General features: G+C 59.2%; 16 protein-coding genes. 9 read left to right on the top strand and 7 right to left on the bottom strand.

Annotated elements, in window-relative coordinates; genetic code table 11:
* Positions 1–762, top strand: coding sequence for a DeoR/GlpR family DNA-binding transcription regulator (locus RRF55_RS04140; RefSeq protein ID WP_002904489.1), 762 nt, complete (start codon positions 1–3; stop codon positions 760–762).
* A gap of 14 nt (positions 763–776) precedes the next feature.
* Here RRF55_RS04140 and RRF55_RS04135 read toward each other — a convergent pair whose 3' ends face one another.
* Positions 777–1,721, bottom strand: a complete 945-nt coding sequence (locus RRF55_RS04135; RefSeq protein WP_002904491.1) for an L-lactate dehydrogenase — start codon at positions 1,719–1,721, stop codon at positions 777–779.
* 144 nt (positions 1,722–1,865) lie between these two features.
* Between RRF55_RS04135 and RRF55_RS04130 the strand changes: the two genes are divergently transcribed.
* Positions 1,866–2,348: a GNAT family N-acetyltransferase gene (locus tag RRF55_RS04130; protein ID WP_002904493.1), complete on the top strand. Its 483-nt coding sequence runs from the start codon at positions 1,866–1,868 to the stop codon at positions 2,346–2,348.
* On the opposite strand, the gene ptrR is transcribed toward RRF55_RS04130, so the two are convergent.
* Complete coding sequence (gene ptrR / locus RRF55_RS04125; protein WP_002904495.1) at positions 2,302–3,180, bottom strand: putrescine utilization regulator PtrR; 879 nt, start codon at positions 3,178–3,180, stop codon at positions 2,302–2,304. The genes RRF55_RS04130 and ptrR overlap by 47 nt on opposite strands.
* 101 nt (positions 3,181–3,281) lie before the next feature.
* On the opposite strand from ptrR, the gene sad reads away from it, so the two are divergent.
* The 7 genes from sad (at position 3,282) to RRF55_RS04090 (ending at position 10,457) form a co-directional block, all read left to right on the top strand.
* Positions 3,282–4,670 (top strand): succinate-semialdehyde dehydrogenase, encoded by a 1,389-nt coding sequence (sad, locus tag RRF55_RS04120; protein ID WP_023280053.1) that lies wholly within the window; start codon positions 3,282–3,284, stop codon positions 4,668–4,670.
* A gap of 80 nt (positions 4,671–4,750) precedes the next feature.
* Positions 4,751–5,677: a glutaminase B gene (gene glsB / locus RRF55_RS04115; RefSeq protein WP_004179782.1), complete on the top strand. Its 927-nt coding sequence runs from the start codon at positions 4,751–4,753 to the stop codon at positions 5,675–5,677.
* Positions 5,677–6,045, top strand: a complete 369-nt coding sequence (locus RRF55_RS04110; protein ID WP_004190206.1) for a DUF4186 domain-containing protein — start codon at positions 5,677–5,679, stop codon at positions 6,043–6,045. Before glsB ends, RRF55_RS04110 begins: the two co-directional genes overlap by 1 nt.
* A gap of 114 nt (positions 6,046–6,159) precedes the next feature.
* A complete protein-coding gene (locus tag RRF55_RS04105) occupies positions 6,160–7,584 on the top strand; it encodes a GGDEF domain-containing protein (RefSeq protein ID WP_004148352.1) in 1,425 nt (474 codons plus the stop codon).
* A gap of 77 nt (positions 7,585–7,661) precedes the next feature.
* Complete coding sequence (locus tag RRF55_RS04100) at positions 7,662–8,192, top strand: GNAT family N-acetyltransferase (protein WP_002904601.1); 531 nt, start codon at positions 7,662–7,664, stop codon at positions 8,190–8,192.
* Between the two features lie 113 nt (positions 8,193–8,305).
* Positions 8,306–9,757 (top strand): tagaturonate reductase, encoded by a 1,452-nt coding sequence (locus RRF55_RS04095; protein WP_004179787.1) that lies wholly within the window; start codon positions 8,306–8,308, stop codon positions 9,755–9,757.
* A 253-nt stretch (positions 9,758–10,010) separates the two neighbouring features.
* Positions 10,011–10,457: a GNAT family N-acetyltransferase gene (locus RRF55_RS04090; protein WP_004224732.1), complete on the top strand. Its 447-nt coding sequence runs from the start codon at positions 10,011–10,013 to the stop codon at positions 10,455–10,457.
* 210 nt (positions 10,458–10,667) lie between these two features.
* On the opposite strand, the gene RRF55_RS04085 is transcribed toward RRF55_RS04090, so the two are convergent.
* The 5 genes from RRF55_RS04085 to RRF55_RS04065 form a co-directional block, all read right to left on the bottom strand.
* Positions 10,668–11,048: a tautomerase family protein gene (locus tag RRF55_RS04085; RefSeq protein WP_002904617.1), complete on the bottom strand. Its 381-nt coding sequence runs from the start codon at positions 11,046–11,048 to the stop codon at positions 10,668–10,670.
* A complete protein-coding gene (locus RRF55_RS04080; protein WP_002904619.1) occupies positions 11,039–11,359 on the bottom strand; it encodes a carboxymuconolactone decarboxylase family protein in 321 nt (106 codons plus the stop codon). Before RRF55_RS04080 ends, RRF55_RS04085 begins: the two co-directional genes overlap by 10 nt.
* Positions 11,360–11,519: 160 nt before the next feature.
* Positions 11,520–12,281 carry a trans-aconitate 2-methyltransferase gene (tam, locus tag RRF55_RS04075; protein ID WP_023287628.1) on the bottom strand — a complete coding sequence of 254 codons (762 nt, stop codon included), beginning with the start codon at positions 12,279–12,281 and terminating at the stop codon, positions 11,520–11,522.
* 208 nt (positions 12,282–12,489) lie between these two features.
* Positions 12,490–12,780: a hypothetical protein gene (locus RRF55_RS04070; RefSeq protein ID WP_002904624.1), complete on the bottom strand. Its 291-nt coding sequence runs from the start codon at positions 12,778–12,780 to the stop codon at positions 12,490–12,492.
* 228 nt (positions 12,781–13,008) lie between these two features.
* Positions 13,009–14,196 carry an MFS transporter gene (locus RRF55_RS04065; RefSeq protein ID WP_004176220.1) on the bottom strand — a complete coding sequence of 396 codons (1,188 nt, stop codon included), beginning with the start codon at positions 14,194–14,196 and terminating at the stop codon, positions 13,009–13,011.
* Positions 14,197–14,314 lie beyond the last annotated feature (118 nt).

Raw genomic sequence — 14,314 nt, 5'->3', positions numbered from 1 at the left:
ATGAAGGGATATAACCGGTTAGAGCAGATTATGGACTTCCTGAAAAGCCATAATCTGGTGACAGTCGACCAGCTGGTGGCGGCGACCAACGCCTCGCCGGCCACCATTCGCCGCGACCTGATCAAACTCGATCAGGAAGGGGTGATCAGCCGAACGCACGGCGGGGTGACGCTGAACCGGTTTATTCCTTCCCAGCCGACGACGCTGGAGAAAGCCCAGCGCAGTCCGCTTGAGAAGCAGGCTATCGCCAGTGCGGCGGCAGCGCTGGTGAAAGCCGGCGACGCCATTGTGCTTGACGCCGGCACCACCATGATCGAGCTGGCGCGGCAGATCACCCATCTGCCGCTGCGGGTGATCACCAGCGATTTACATATCGCGCTGTTCCTATCGGAATTTAAGCAGATCGAAGTGACGATTATCGGCGGGCGCATCGATGACAGCAGCCAGTCGTGCATCGGCGATCACGGCCGCCGCCTGCTGCAGACCATCTGGCCCGATCTCGCCTTCGTCAGCTGCAACGGCTGGGACCTTGAGAAGGGGATCACCGCCCCGACGGAGGAAAAGGCCGCCCTGAAGCGCGATCTGATGGCCAATGCCCGGCGGCGTATCCTGCTGGCGGACAGCTCCAAATACGGCGCCTGGTCACTGTTCAACATCGCTCCGCTGGCGTCGTTGACCGATATCGTGACCGACGCCCACCTGCCGGATAAAACCCGCGAGGCGCTGGAGACCCTTTCCCCGCAGCTGATCATTGCCGACTGACTCGCAGGCTGCCGTCAGGGCAGACGGGCGATATTGGCCTTGATCACCGCGATCGACTGGCTGAACTTCGCCTGCTCTTCGCCGGCCAGCTGCAGTTCGATGATCTGCTTCACGCCACCCTGGGCCAGCACCGCCGGCACCCCAGCCGCCGCGCCGCTGACCCCGTACTCGCCGTCAAGAATGCAGGAGACCGCCAGCGCGCGGTGGCTGCCGGTGAAGATATTGCGGCAGATCTCGGCGATGGTCCCTGCCACGCCATATTCGGTGCAGCCTTTACCCGCGTAGATCTCAAATCCCAGCTTGCGCACTTTGTCAGCCATCGCCTCGCGATCGAGCGGCAGGCCGGTGCGCTGCTGGTAGAGGTCGGCGATTGGCGTGCCATATACCGAGGAGTGCGACCACACCGGAAACTGGGTATCGCCATGCTCGCCGAGGATAAAGGCGTCGATGCTCTGGGCGCCAATCTCCAGTTCCTGCGCCAGCAGGCGACGCAGGCGGGTGGTATCCAGCCAGACGCCGGTGCCCAGCACCTGGCTGCGCGGCAGGCCGGAAAGCTGCCATACCTGCCAGGTGATGATGTCGCAGGGGTTGGTGGCCACCAGAAAGATGCCGTTAAATCCGTTGGCCATCATCGTCGGCACAATGCTCTTCACAATCTTCGCGGTGGAGGTTAGTTCATCCAGCCGGCTCTGGCCGGGGCGCAGCGCGCCGCCGGAGACGGTGATCACCGCGATATCGACATCGGCGCAGTCGCTGGCCTCGCGGGTGGAGATGGTCATCATCCCCGGCAGGTAGGCCGCGGCGTCGCTCAGGTCCTGAGCGTGGGCCTCAGCGCGCTGTTGGTTAAGGTCGACGAGGATCAGCTCCTCGCAAATGCTCTGGTTGAGCAGGGCGTAGGCCGCCGACGCGCCGACATTGCCGGCGCCAATAATCATCACTTTACGGGCTTTGGTGTGCATATTCAGATCTCAAGTACGAACAGCAGGGGATAAAATTACTGTGTTTCAGTTGGTTAGCGCAATAGGCGGGCGGCAATATAAGTTAATGCTATGTCGGGAAAAGCCGCCGGCCGCGCTACAGTGGGGTAAAAAAGGAGCTCAACTATGTACACCATCACCGACATCGCCCCTACCGACGCCGAATTTATCGCCCTGATTGCCGCCCTCGACGCCTGGCAGGAGACCCTCTACCCGGCGGAGAGCAACCACCTGCTGGACCTTAGCCAGCTGCCGCCGCAGACGGTCATCGCCCTGGCGATCCGCAGCCCGCAGGGCGAGGCCGTTGGCTGCGGGGCTATTGTCCTCAGTGAGGAAGGCTTTGGCGAGATGAAGCGGGTCTATATCGATCCCCAGCACCGCGGCCAGCAGCTGGGAGAAAAGCTGCTGGCGGCGCTGGAAGCGAAAGCGCGTCAGCGCGACTGCCATACCCTGCGCCTGGAGACCGGTATCCATCAGCATGCGGCCATCGCCCTCTACACGCGCAACGGCTACCAGACCCGCTGCGCGTTTGCGCCGTATCAACCCGATCCGCTCAGCGTGTTTATGGAGAAACCACTGTTTGCCGATCTTCGTTCAGCAGCGCTATAAACGCCTCCAGCTGGCGGGTTTTGGCGCCCCGGCGCCACACCAGCCAGGTGGTGAGCCAGCGCCACTCTTCGGCCAGCGGCCAGGCGGAAACCTGCTGATGGCCGGGCATACTCTCCAGCATGCTGCGCGGGATCAACGCCAGGCCGGCGCCGGCGATGACGCAGGCCAGCATCCCGTGGTAAGACTCCATCTCGTGGATCCTGCCCGGGGTCGCTCTGTCGGCATGAAACCAGCTCTCAAAATGCCGGCGATAGGAACAGTTGGCGCGAAAGGCGTAGACGTTGGCCCCGTTCACTTCGCTGGCGCGGGTGATGGGTGCGTGGCCGTAGGGGGCGACGATCATCATCTCTTCAGGGAACACCGGCAGCCCCTCCAGGCCCGGATGCACCAGCGGGCCGTCGACAAACGCGGCGCTCAGGGCGCCCTCCAGTACGCCGTCGATCATCGTCCCGGAAGGGCCGGTTGAGAGCGCCAGATGAATTTTCGGGTAGCGCTGATTAAAGTGGGCCAGAGTGCTGGGGATCCGTACCGCCGCGGTGCTCTCCAGCGAACCAAGTGAAAACAGCCCCTGGGGTTCGTCGCCCGCCACCACCATTCGCGCCTCGTCCACCAGGGCGAGGATCTGCTGGCTATAGCGCAAAAAGCTGTGTCCCGCAGGCGACAGGCGCAGGCGCTGGTTCTCGCGGATAAACAGCTCAACGCCGAGGTCGGCCTCCAGCTGGCGGATGCGGGTGGTGAGGTTGGACGGCACGCGATGCACTTTCTGCGCCGCCTGGGTAATGCTGCCGGTGCTGGCGACAGCGTTAAACATCTCTAGCTGAGTCAGGTCCATGATATTCTTCTTTTGTGAATGCGTTGCTTAATATTATTCATTTTCAATGAATGGAAAGGTAAGCCAGAATACGGACACTTCGCAAGCAACGAGAGAGAATAATGATGAATTTATCTGCAACGCACGCCGTCTCCGTCAATCCGACTACCGGTGAGGTGGTCTCCTCGCTGCCGTGGGCCAGCGAACGCGAGGTCGACGCTGCCATCGCGCTCGCCGCGGCGGGCTATCGCCAGTGGCGTCAGACGCCGCTTGCCGACCGCGCCGATGCCCTGCGCCGCATCGGGGCCGCGCTGCGCGCCCGCGGTGAAGAGGTGGCCCAGATGATCACCCTTGAGATGGGCAAGCCGATCGCTCAGGCGCGCGGTGAGGTGGCGAAATCGGCCAACCTCTGCGACTGGTACGCTGAACACGGCCCGGCGATGCTGGCGACGGAAGCTACCCTGGTGGAAAATAACCAGGCGGTAATTGAGTATCGTCCACTGGGCGCCATACTGGCGGTGATGCCGTGGAACTTCCCGGTCTGGCAGGTGATGCGCGGCGCGGTGCCGATCCTGCTGGCCGGCAACAGCTATCTGCTGAAGCATGCCCCGAACGTGATGGGCAGCGCCCGTCTGCTGGGCGAAATTTTTGCCGCCGCCGGCCTGCCGGATGGTGTATTTGGTTGGGTGAACGCCACCAATGACGGCGTTTCGCAGATTATCAATGACGACCGCATCGCGGCGGTGACCGTCACCGGCAGCGTCCGCGCCGGGAAGGCGATTGGCGCCCAGGCGGGCGCGGCGCTGAAGAAATGCGTGCTTGAGCTGGGAGGATCCGATCCCTTTATCGTGCTCAACGATGCCGATCTCGATGAAGCGGTGAAAGCCGCCGTCACCGGCCGCTATCAGAACAGCGGCCAGGTGTGTGCGGCGTCGAAACGCTTTATTCTCGAAGCCGGCATTGCCGAGGCCTTCACCCGCAAATTTGTCGACGCCGTGGCAGCGCTGAAGATGGGCGACCCGCGCGATGAGCAAAACTACGTCGGACCGATGGCGCGGTTCGATTTACGCGATGAACTGCACCAGCAGGTAACGGCGACCCTTGATGAAGGAGCGACTCTGCTGCTGGGCGCGGAAAAAATCGAAGGGGCGGGCAACTACTATGCGCCAACGGTGCTGTGCAACGTCACCGCCGGGATGACCGGCTTTCGTCAGGAGCTGTTTGGTCCGGTAGCAACCCTGACCACCGCTCGCGACGCTGACCATGCACTGGCCCTCGCCAACGACAGCGAGTTTGGCCTGTCCGCCACGGTCTATACCACCGACGAGGCGCAGGCCCAGCGCTTTGCCCGCGAGCTGGAGTGCGGCGGCGTCTTCCTCAATGGCTACTGCGCCAGCGACGCCCGCGTGGCCTTCGGCGGCGTGAAGAAGAGCGGTTTTGGCCGCGAGCTGTCGCATTTTGGCCTGCACGAGTTCTGTAATGCGCAGACCGTCTGGAAAGACCGTCGCTAATCAACGTTAGCCCCTGACGACCGTCATCCACGTCTGCTATACTCGCCCACCGAATTTTGATGGTGGGCAAGGAGCCGCGTGTGGCGACGGTTATCAATAATGCAATGCTGGAAGCCATTCTGGCAGAAATCAGGCCGCTGATTGGCCGCGGAAAAGTGGCGGATTATATTCCGGCGCTGGCCAGCGTCAGCGGCGACAAGCTTGGTATCGCGATCAGTACGGTGGACGGTCAGCACTTTGCCGCTGGCGATGCCCATGAACGTTTTTCCATCCAGTCAATCTCCAAGGTATTGAGCCTGGTGGTGGCCATGAACCACTATCAGGAGGAGGAGATCTGGCAGCGGGTGGGGAAAGATCCTTCCGGCCAGCCCTTTAACTCGCTTCTGCAGCTGGAGATCGAGCAGGGCAAACCGCGCAACCCGTTTATCAACGCCGGGGCACTGGTGGTCTGCGACATGCTGCAGAGCCGGCTCAGCGCCCCGCGTCAGCGGATGCTGGAGATTGTCCGCCGTCTGAGCGGCGTGGCCGATATCGCCTACGATCCGGTGGTGGCTCGCTCAGAGTTTGAGCATTCGGCGCGCAACGCCGCCATCGCCTGGCTGATGAAATCCTTTGGTAACTTCCATAACGACGTCGCCACCGTGCTGCAGAACTATTTCCACTACTGTTCGCTGGAGATGAGCTGCGTTGAGCTGGCGCGAACCTTTCTGTTTCTCGCCGACCGCGGCATTGCCCCGCATCTCGACGCGCCGGTTATTGCGCCCATCCAGTCCCGCCAGGTGAATGCCCTGATGATGACCAGCGGCATGTACCAGAACGCCGGTGAATTCGCCTGGCGCGTTGGCCTGCCGGCGAAATCAGGCGTCGGCGGCGGGATCGTGGCGATTGTCCCGCAGGAGATGGCGATCGCCGTGTGGAGCCCGGAGCTTGACGACGCCGGGAACTCGCTGGCCGGCGTGGCGATGCTGGAAAAACTGACTCAGCGGATGGGGAGGTCGGTGTTCTGATGGTCGATCAGGATCGCTTGTTTGCGCGCCTGGCGCGCTCGACGTTTCGCTCACGCTTCCGTCTGGGGGGGAAAGAGCGGCAATATTGTCTCGATAAGGGACCGGAGATTATCGATCGGCATGCCGCAGACTTTATTCGCCAGCGGCTGGCGCCCGCTGCGCCGATCAATGATGGCAAGCAGACGCCGATGCGCGGTCACCCGGTGTTTATCGCCCAGCACGCAACCGCTACCTGCTGTCGCGGCTGCCTGGAAAAATGGCATGCCATTCCCCACGGCCGCGCGCTGAGCGAGCCGGAGCAGGACTATATCGTGCAGGTCATCCACCGCTGGCTGGTGCTACAAATGAATGCGCCGTCTGTGCGCTAATTTGCATTTGATCGGCGCCGGAGTATGCCTGATAAATATTCTCATGTTATGATAATCCGCTAACTAACTATTAACATAATAATTTCCTGAAACAATTAGACGGATAATTACTGAATGTCTTCACTGTCGATTCGGTCATTTACGCTGTTTCGTGAAGAACAACCCGTGCGCGATGCATTGGTCTTATTTACGTTAACGCTACTGCTGCATTTTCTTGGCGCTATGCTGCGTCTGGTGCAGGAGCTCTCTTTCTTCTGGCCGCTCAATGCAGTGATGGCCGGGATTTTTGCACGCTATGTATGGCTTAACCGCAGCTATTTTTATGCCGTCTGTTTTGCGGCAATGCTGGTCTATGACGGATTAACCTCGCGCTGGGGTATGGGCTTTGCCTCATTGCTGATTAACTTTTCCAATATTGTCTTTATTGTGACGCTGGCGCAGCTGGTACTGTGGGATAAACGTCGCGCCGACTCCATGCCGGGCCCGATAAACGCGCTTAATTTATTCTGTTTCTGCCTGTTAGCCGCCTTACTGTGCGCAGCGGTCGGCGCGCTGGGGTCGGTGGATGTTGAACGCGCCACCTTCGTTCCCCAGCTGGCGGACTGGTTTAGCGAACAGTTCTCGACGGCGGTATTGATCCTGCCCTTTATTCTGACCCTGACGCTGCCTTCGGCATTAAGCGGTTTTCGCTTTCGCCAGCTGCTGCCGGTGCTGGCGCTGGTCCTGTCAATTGCGCTTGGCGTGGCGGTAGGCGGCGCGGGCAGCATTACCTTCCCGTTACCGGCTTTGATCTGGTGCGCTGTACGCTATCCGCTGCCGCTGACCTGTCTGCTGACTTTTCTCACTGGCATCGGCGAAATACTGCTGGTCGCTAATTCGTTAATTCACTTTTCGCCAGATGCGCGAATGCAGCCGTGGCAGCTGTTCTCCACCCGCCTCGGAATTGCCGCCATGCTGATTAGCCCGGTGATTGTCGCATCCAGTGTCGAAGCGATTAACACGCTGGTGAAGCAGCTGGCCCTGCGCGCCGATTTTGACTTTCAGACCCGCGTCTATTCTCGTTCCGGACTGAGCGAAGCGTTGAAGCGTCAGACGCTGCCGGCGGATAAGCTGCTGACGGTGATGGTGCTGGATATCGATGGCTTCAAACGGGTGAATGATGCTCTGGGCCATGAAGGCGGCGATTGCGTGCTGACCCAGTTTGCCCAGCAGGTTCGACAGCTGGTGGGTGAGCAGGGGATGGTGGCCCGTATCGGCGGCGAAGAGTTTGCGGTGGCCGCCGTCGTCGACAGCGCCCAGCAGGGCTATCTGCTGGCGGAAAAGATCCGTCACGGGGTGGAGTCGCAGCCTTTCGGCCTGGGCCAGAACCCGATCCACCTGACCATCAGTCTGGGACTGGAGACGCGCGAGGTAGGCCACGCCCGCATCACCGAGCTGTTTAACCAGCTGCTGTTGGCGGCGGACGATGAGATGGTGAAAGCCAAACAGAGCGGTCGTAACCAAATTTGTATGCCGACGCTGACCGAAAGCGCGCCATAAGAAAATCCTATCGGGATCCTGCTTGTGCTAATTTTTGGTTAAAAACATAGTGATGTGGTCGATAACAGGGAGCTTTTATGACCACATCCTTTTCACTGCGCACGCTCTCGCGTGACGATATTCTCCATCACCTCCCGGCATTAAGCGAGATCCTGGCAAGCTGCGTCAACGGCGGCGCCTCGGTGAGCTTTATGCTGCCTTTCGCGCCGCAAACGGCGATAACGTTCTGGCAACGCACTGCCGACAGCGTGGCGGCCGGGGAGCGCATTGTGCTGGCCGCCTTCGACGCGGAAGAACGTCCCGTTGGCACCGTGCAACTTATCACCAGTCAACCGGAAAACCAGCCCCATCGAGCGGATGTCGCCAAATTATTGGTTCACCAAAATGTCCGCCGCCAGGGGATCGCCCAGGCGTTGATGAGCGAGCTGGAGCGCATTGCCCGGCGGGAAAGGAAGACGGTGCTGGTGCTGGACACGGCGACCGGTAGCGGGGCGGAACAGTTCTATGCCCGCTGCGGCTGGGAAAAAGTGGGGGAAATTCCGCGCTATGCGCTGATGCCCGACGGCGAAATGACTGCCACCTCACTATTCTATAAGTTTCTGCCCTGACGGCCGCTATTGCAGATTGCTTTGATCAAAACAGGGTTTCACTGGTAGCAAAACCTGATAACTTATTGGACCAATTACTCAGGTTGTATGACTACTATTAGAGGGAACCCATTGTGAAAACTTTAAACCGTCGTGATTTCCCCGGCGCGCAGTACCCTGACCGTATCATCCAGTTTGGGGAAGGTAACTTCCTGCGCGCATTCGTTGACTGGCAGATCGACCTGCTCAACGAGCATACCGACCTGAATGCGGGCATCGTGGTCGTGCGGCCTATCGCCACAGATTTTCCGCCTTCGCTGAACACCCAGGATGGCCTGTACACGACTATTATTCGCGGCCTGAACGAGCAGGGCGAAGCGGTCAGCGATGCACGTCTTATCCGCTCGGTCAACCGGGAGATCAGCGCTTACGCAGACTTCGACGCTTTTTTACGCCTGGCGCATAACCCGGAGATGCGGTTTGTCTTCTCCAACACCACCGAGGCGGGCATCAGCTACCATGCCGGGGATCGGTTTGACGACGCGCCGCCGGTCAGTTATCCGGCGAAACTGACCCGTCTGTTGTTTGAGCGTTACCAGCATTTCGCCGGTGCGGCCGACAAGGGATGGGTGATTATTCCCTGCGAGCTGATAGATTATAACGGCGAGGCGCTGCAGGCGCTGGTGCTGCGCTATGCTAGCGAATGGGAACTGCCGCAAGCATTTATCACCTGGCTGACCTCAGCAAATACCTTCTGTTCGACGCTGGTGGATCGCATTGTGACCGGCTATCCGCGTGATGAAGTGGCGGCTCTCGAGGCGCAGACCGGCTATAAAGATGCTTTCCTTGATACCGCCGAGCATTTTTACCTGTTCGTTATCCAGGGACCTGCCTCGCTGGAGGCCGAGCTGCGTCTCGATAAACTGCCGCTGAATGTGCGCATTGTGGACGATATTAAGCCGTATAAAGAACGCAAAGTGGCGATCCTTAACGGGGCGCACACCGCGCTGGTGCCGGTGGCCTTCCAGGCCGGGATCGACACCGTGGGTGAGGCGATGAACGACGCGGAGATTTGCGCGTTTGTCGAAAAAGCGATTTATGACGAGATTATTCCGGTGCTGGATCTGCCGCGCGATGAGCTGGTGTCATTCGCCAGCGCCGTGACAGGGCGCTTCCGTAATCCCTATATTAAACATCAGCTGCTCTCGATTGCGCTCAACGGCATGACCAAGTACCGCACCCGTATTCTGCCGCAGCTGCTGGCGGGGCAGAAAGCGCATGGCGCGCTGCCGCCGCGTCTGACCTTTGCCCTGGCGGCGCTGATCGCCTTTTACCGGGGAGAGCGGGATGGTGAGAGCTATCCAGTGCAGGATGACGCCGACTGGATATCGCGCTATCAAACGCTGTGGGCCCGCCATCGCGATGGCCAGATGAGCACTCGCGAGCTGGTCACCGCCGTGCTCAGCGTGGCGGATCACTGGCAGCAGGATCTGAGCCAGATCCCGGGGCTGGTGGAGCTGGTGACTGCCGACCTTGACGCTATCCTGACCTGCGGTATGCGCGACGCCGTCAAACCTCTTTGCTGATAGTCCATCTATACACCCGGCTGCGGCCGGGTTGTGCAGGATTTTTATTAGTTACAACATACTATTATACTAACCTGTAACAGCCGGTCAGTGACTCCTCTGCATTCGGCTTTTTAGTGCCAAATCGTTCCGAACAGCAGGAGAATTATGGCCGAAGCGCTTGAACAAATATCTGCGCAGGAAAATAATGACCTCAACTCATATCTCCTGCCAATATTCGCAGGCTAATGCATTCATCTGTAAGGAAACTCTCATGGTCATCGATATCCGGGAAGTACGGCCCCACGACAAAGCCGAATGGCTTCAGCTTTGGCAAGGCTACACTCGTTTTTACGGTAGCCCGCAGCCGGAAGAGGTGACCGAATACACCTGGCAGCGGATGCTGGATGTAAACTCGTCTGTATTGGGTAGAGTCGCGGTGGTGGATGATGCGGTGGTCGGCTTCGCTATCTGTGTTCTTCATGAGGGAACCTGGGTTACCACGCCGATCTGCTATCTGGAGGATCTGTTTGTCGATCCCGCCTTCCGTGGACAAGGTATTGCCAGAACCATGATTAAGTCGCTGCAAAGCGAAGGGGCGGACAAAGGCTGGTCGCGGCTGTACTGGCATACGCGCCGTGATAATCCCGCCCGTCATCTGTATGATGAGTTTACCCTGGCTGACGATTACGTACGCTACAGGATCACGCTTGAGTCCTGAAGCGGTAAGAGGTTGTTAAGCTTTTCCCGCTATAACAGGGGAAACAGGCTCAGGAGAAGCAACGATGGAAAAACGTCTTGAAACAGTGGTCAATGTGATTATGTTTCTTTCGCTATTGGCAACGGCCTGGGATCTCTCGCTGGTGCATCATCTCGCGTGGTAGTAAATTATATCATCTGAAACGCGGCGCCTCTTGCGGCGCCGCCTGTCTCATTCATCCGCCATCTTCCCTGCGCTAAAACTCCAGTCCTCCAGTTGGTTAAACTGGATAACCACCATCACGTCCTGCGGGCTGACCGCCATCTCATCGTCTAACCGTGCGCAGAGCCGACGATAGAGTCCTTGTTTCTGCGCCCGGCTGCGCGGTTTTCCAGCGAAAATATGAAACAATACGAAGCGGGCGCTGCGTCCTTCGCTGAGGTAGTGCGGGTCGTAAATGCGCTGCTCATCGGCGGCCCGTTCGATAAACTGAAATCTATCTGCTGACGGAACGTCGAACTCCGCCACCAGACACTCATGAAAGAGCGCCGACAATTGAGCAAACTCCGCGGGACGCCAGGCTGTGCCAAGCGAAATTCGGGTCAAGGGCATGACGCCTCTTGCGCGTTCAGGCAGGTCAGGGCGCTGGCCGCCGCCGGCCAACCGGCATAGAACGCCAGATGGGTAAACAATTCGACAATTTCTTCCCGGCTCAGGCCATTCTGATAGCCGAACGCGATGTGCCACGGCAGCTGTTCAGTTTTGCCCTGCGCCGTCAGGGCGGAAAGGGTGATCAGGCTGCGTTCGCGGGGCGACAGCTCGCTACGCGCCCAGATATCGCCAAACAGCACCGTTTCGGTCAGCTCGGCTAGCTTTGGCGCGATAGCAGCCAGCGTTCGGCGATCGACAGGAGGAGTACTCATAGTGATTCTCTTTGCAGGTTAAAGGAGTCATCACTGTCGCACGCTGACTAAGATATTGAATATCGCAACGTTCGGGATTATCAATCCTGAAAATCAGGATGGTATAGCCGATCCTTTACACCTTTCATCACTCCGCTTTTCTGCCCACCTATCCCAACGGTCAGGCGGCGATCTTTCGCGCCACGATAAACAGCCGTGGGAAACGCAGGAGCACCTTCCCGTTACACTGTAACGGATAGTGTGCGGCCAGCAATGCGAGATAGCGTGTGAGAAACGCGCTTCCGGCCTGCTCGTCCAGGCCTGCCAGATAGGGGCGTAACCCGGTGCCCTGCAGCCAGTCGACAATCGCCTGATGAGAAGCAAGGGGATGGAAATAGGTGGTGCGCCAGATATCAACTTCGCAACCCTGGCGGCTGAGCAGATCGTACCAGGCGGCGGGCGGGAGTAACGGCTGGCGTCCACGGTCCGGCAACCCCATCTCGCTGGCAACCTGACGCATCAGGGTATGGGAAGGTTCCTGCCAGTTATCCGGCATCTGCACTGCCAGCGTTCCGTTGTCCGCCAGCTGGTTTACCAGATGGGGGAAAAGCGTCTCATGATCCGTCAGCCACTGCAGAGAGGCGTTGGCATAGATCACATCTGGCGGTTGCGCAGGCCGCCAGCGGGCAATATCGGCATCAATGAATTCGCAGTCGGGTAAGGCCTGCGCCGCCTGGATCAGCATGGCCGGGGAGTTATCGATACCGACGATCGTCGCCAACGGCCAGGCGGCGCGTAGCAGGCGGGTGCTGTTTCCCGGCCCGCAGCCGAGGTCGACGGCGTGCTCGACCTGCAGATGGGCAATACGCGAGAGCAGGTCGGCCGCGGGGCGGGTACGTTCAGCGTCAAATTGCAGATACAACGAAGGATTCCAGTCGGCCATCGGGTGCAGTTCCTGTGTGAGGAGGGAGACAGGGAAAAGCATAGAACGCGTCAGGCGGCATGTCAGTGGTTAATGAACCTCAGCGGTCACCTTTGTGCGTGACAGTGTCACAAAATAGAACGTGGCTGGATTGCGCCTGCGCTGTTGGCCGAACCTGGGATTGAGACATGGCAGGGAAAGTCTCTGCGCCCGTGGCGGGCGCAGGAGCCTATTCGGCGTTTTTGAGCGCCTCGGCGCGGCTGGCGGTGGCGTAGACAAAATCCAGCATCGGCTCGAGATCGGTGTCATAGCCAGCCTGAATAATTTTTCCTCGCAGCCATTCGATTTCACTGGTGATATCGGGAGGAAAAATGTTGTTATCCTGCGCCCGGCGCAGCCATTTCAGCAGAAAGTTATTCTTTCCCCTGATACCACCCGCTTTTTTCGATTTTCCGTGCATCTTCAGCGCGACCAGGACGCAGTAATAGAAATGAACGCGCTGATTAAAACTTTGGTGCATGTCTGTGTTTCCCGCCAGAATCAGGAATTCACCGTGTGGGTCAGTGATTCGGATTGGACTACGGTACCGGGCTGGATCGTTGCGCGAACTCTGTTGTCTACCAGTACCGTCCATGCATCTGTTGCCAGACGCTGACGGGATGTTGGCACGGAAGCCGAATCGTCGTCAATTGCCGATTCATTTTTTGCCGGCGTCATCGGACCGCGGCGGCCCGCGAACCGGGCCACACTACTCTCTGGCGACAAGCCGCTGTTGCCGATGTACGCGGAAAATCAGCAGGAATGCGAGCGCCACCACGATCGCCGCCAGCAGATACAGCGTGGCGAGATCGTAGAACCCGGCGACCCAGCCGGCCAGCGGCCCGGTCAGGCCCAGCGCCAGATCAAGAAACGCCGAGTAGGTGCCGAGGGCGGTTCCCTGATTTTGCTCTTCCACCTGTTTTACCGCCTCAACTCCTAAAGCCGGAAAGACCAGCGAGAAACCCGAACCGGTGAGAAAGGCGCCGACGCCGGCCATCCATGCTGATGGCGCCAGCCAGATAAGCAGCAGGCCGAGACTTTCGATGATGAAGCAGGCCAGGGAGACCGGGACTCCGCCAAAGCGGGTAATGGTATTTCCCAGCACCAGGCGAACGCAGATAAAGCCGACGCTGAACAGCGAAAGGGTAAACGCGGCGCCCTGCCAGCTGTGCGCGGCGAAGTAGAGGGTGATAAAGGTGGCGATAACGCCGAAACCGACGGTGCCAAAGGCCAGCCCCAGGCCGTAAGGCCAGATTTTTCGCACCACCGCGTGAAAGGGCGCTCTGGCGCCGGCGGTCACCTTGACGTCCTGGCGGGTACGAGCGAACAGCAGACCGATGGCCGCGACCAGCACTACCACCGTAGCAAAGCCGCTGATGCCAAAATAGTGATTGAGGGTAACTCCCAGCGGCGCCCCGACCGCCATCGCCACATAGGTCGCCACGCCGTTCCAGGAGATAACCCGTGACGTGTGGATCGCGCCGACGGTTTTGATCCCCCACAGGGTGGCGCCGGTGGCGGTAAAGCTCTCGCCGACGCCGAGAAACACCCGGCCCGCCAGCAGCGCGGCAATGGCCAGCATCGGCGTTGCCTGCAGGACTACCGCCAGTAGCGTGAAGGCGCCACTGAGCAGGCAGCAGACGATCCCAAGGCTGACCACTTTTTTCGGCCCCCAGATATCGGTATAGCGCCCGGCGTGCGGCCGGCTTACCAGCGTCGATATGTACTGCAGACTGATCACAATTCCGGCCACAAAGGTGCTGTAGCCCAGCTGATAGTGAATATAGCCCGGCAGTACGGCCAGCGGCAGACCAATGGAGAGATAGCAGATACAGGTAAAAACAACGATCGAAATAATGCGCAAATTGAGTTGTGTAGTGCTGACGGAAGTGCTCATAGGGATAAGAGGTTAATACAACGGGATGTGTAGCATAGCGCGCCGTGAGGACGCTGGCGAGGCGCGACAGCGTTTTATCGGTAACCGACGGGAACGATATTTGTACGAATGTAAATAA

The organism is Klebsiella sp. K47 (genome assembly GCF_051858335.1).
In the GTDB taxonomy this organism is placed as follows: domain Bacteria; phylum Pseudomonadota; class Gammaproteobacteria; order Enterobacterales; family Enterobacteriaceae; genus Klebsiella; species Klebsiella pneumoniae.
This window is presented reverse-complemented; position numbering and strand designations above follow the sequence as displayed.

Coding starts and splice junctions, on each gene's coding strand:
- RRF55_RS04140 (WP_002904489.1), top strand. CDS start 1: ATGAAGGGATATAACCGGTTAGAGCAGATTATGGACTTCCTGAAAAGC.
- RRF55_RS04135 (WP_002904491.1), bottom strand. CDS start 1,721: ATGCACACCAAAGCCCGTAAAGTGATGATTATTGGCGCCGGCAATGTC.
- RRF55_RS04130 (WP_002904493.1), top strand. CDS start 1,866: ATGTACACCATCACCGACATCGCCCCTACCGACGCCGAATTTATCGCC.
- ptrR (WP_002904495.1), bottom strand. CDS start 3,180: ATGGACCTGACTCAGCTAGAGATGTTTAACGCTGTCGCCAGCACCGGC.
- sad (WP_023280053.1), top strand. CDS start 3,282: ATGATGAATTTATCTGCAACGCACGCCGTCTCCGTCAATCCGACTACC.
- RRF55_RS04110 (WP_004190206.1), top strand. CDS start 5,677: ATGGTCGATCAGGATCGCTTGTTTGCGCGCCTGGCGCGCTCGACGTTT.
- RRF55_RS04105 (WP_004148352.1), top strand. CDS start 6,160: ATGTCTTCACTGTCGATTCGGTCATTTACGCTGTTTCGTGAAGAACAA.
- RRF55_RS04100 (WP_002904601.1), top strand. CDS start 7,662: ATGACCACATCCTTTTCACTGCGCACGCTCTCGCGTGACGATATTCTC.
- RRF55_RS04090 (WP_004224732.1), top strand. CDS start 10,011: ATGGTCATCGATATCCGGGAAGTACGGCCCCACGACAAAGCCGAATGG.
- RRF55_RS04085 (WP_002904617.1), bottom strand. CDS start 11,048: ATGCCCTTGACCCGAATTTCGCTTGGCACAGCCTGGCGTCCCGCGGAG.
- RRF55_RS04080 (WP_002904619.1), bottom strand. CDS start 11,359: ATGAGTACTCCTCCTGTCGATCGCCGAACGCTGGCTGCTATCGCGCCA.
- tam (WP_023287628.1), bottom strand. CDS start 12,281: ATGGCCGACTGGAATCCTTCGTTGTATCTGCAATTTGACGCTGAACGT.
- RRF55_RS04070 (WP_002904624.1), bottom strand. CDS start 12,780: ATGCACCAAAGTTTTAATCAGCGCGTTCATTTCTATTACTGCGTCCTG.
- RRF55_RS04065 (WP_004176220.1), bottom strand. CDS start 14,196: ATGAGCACTTCCGTCAGCACTACACAACTCAATTTGCGCATTATTTCG.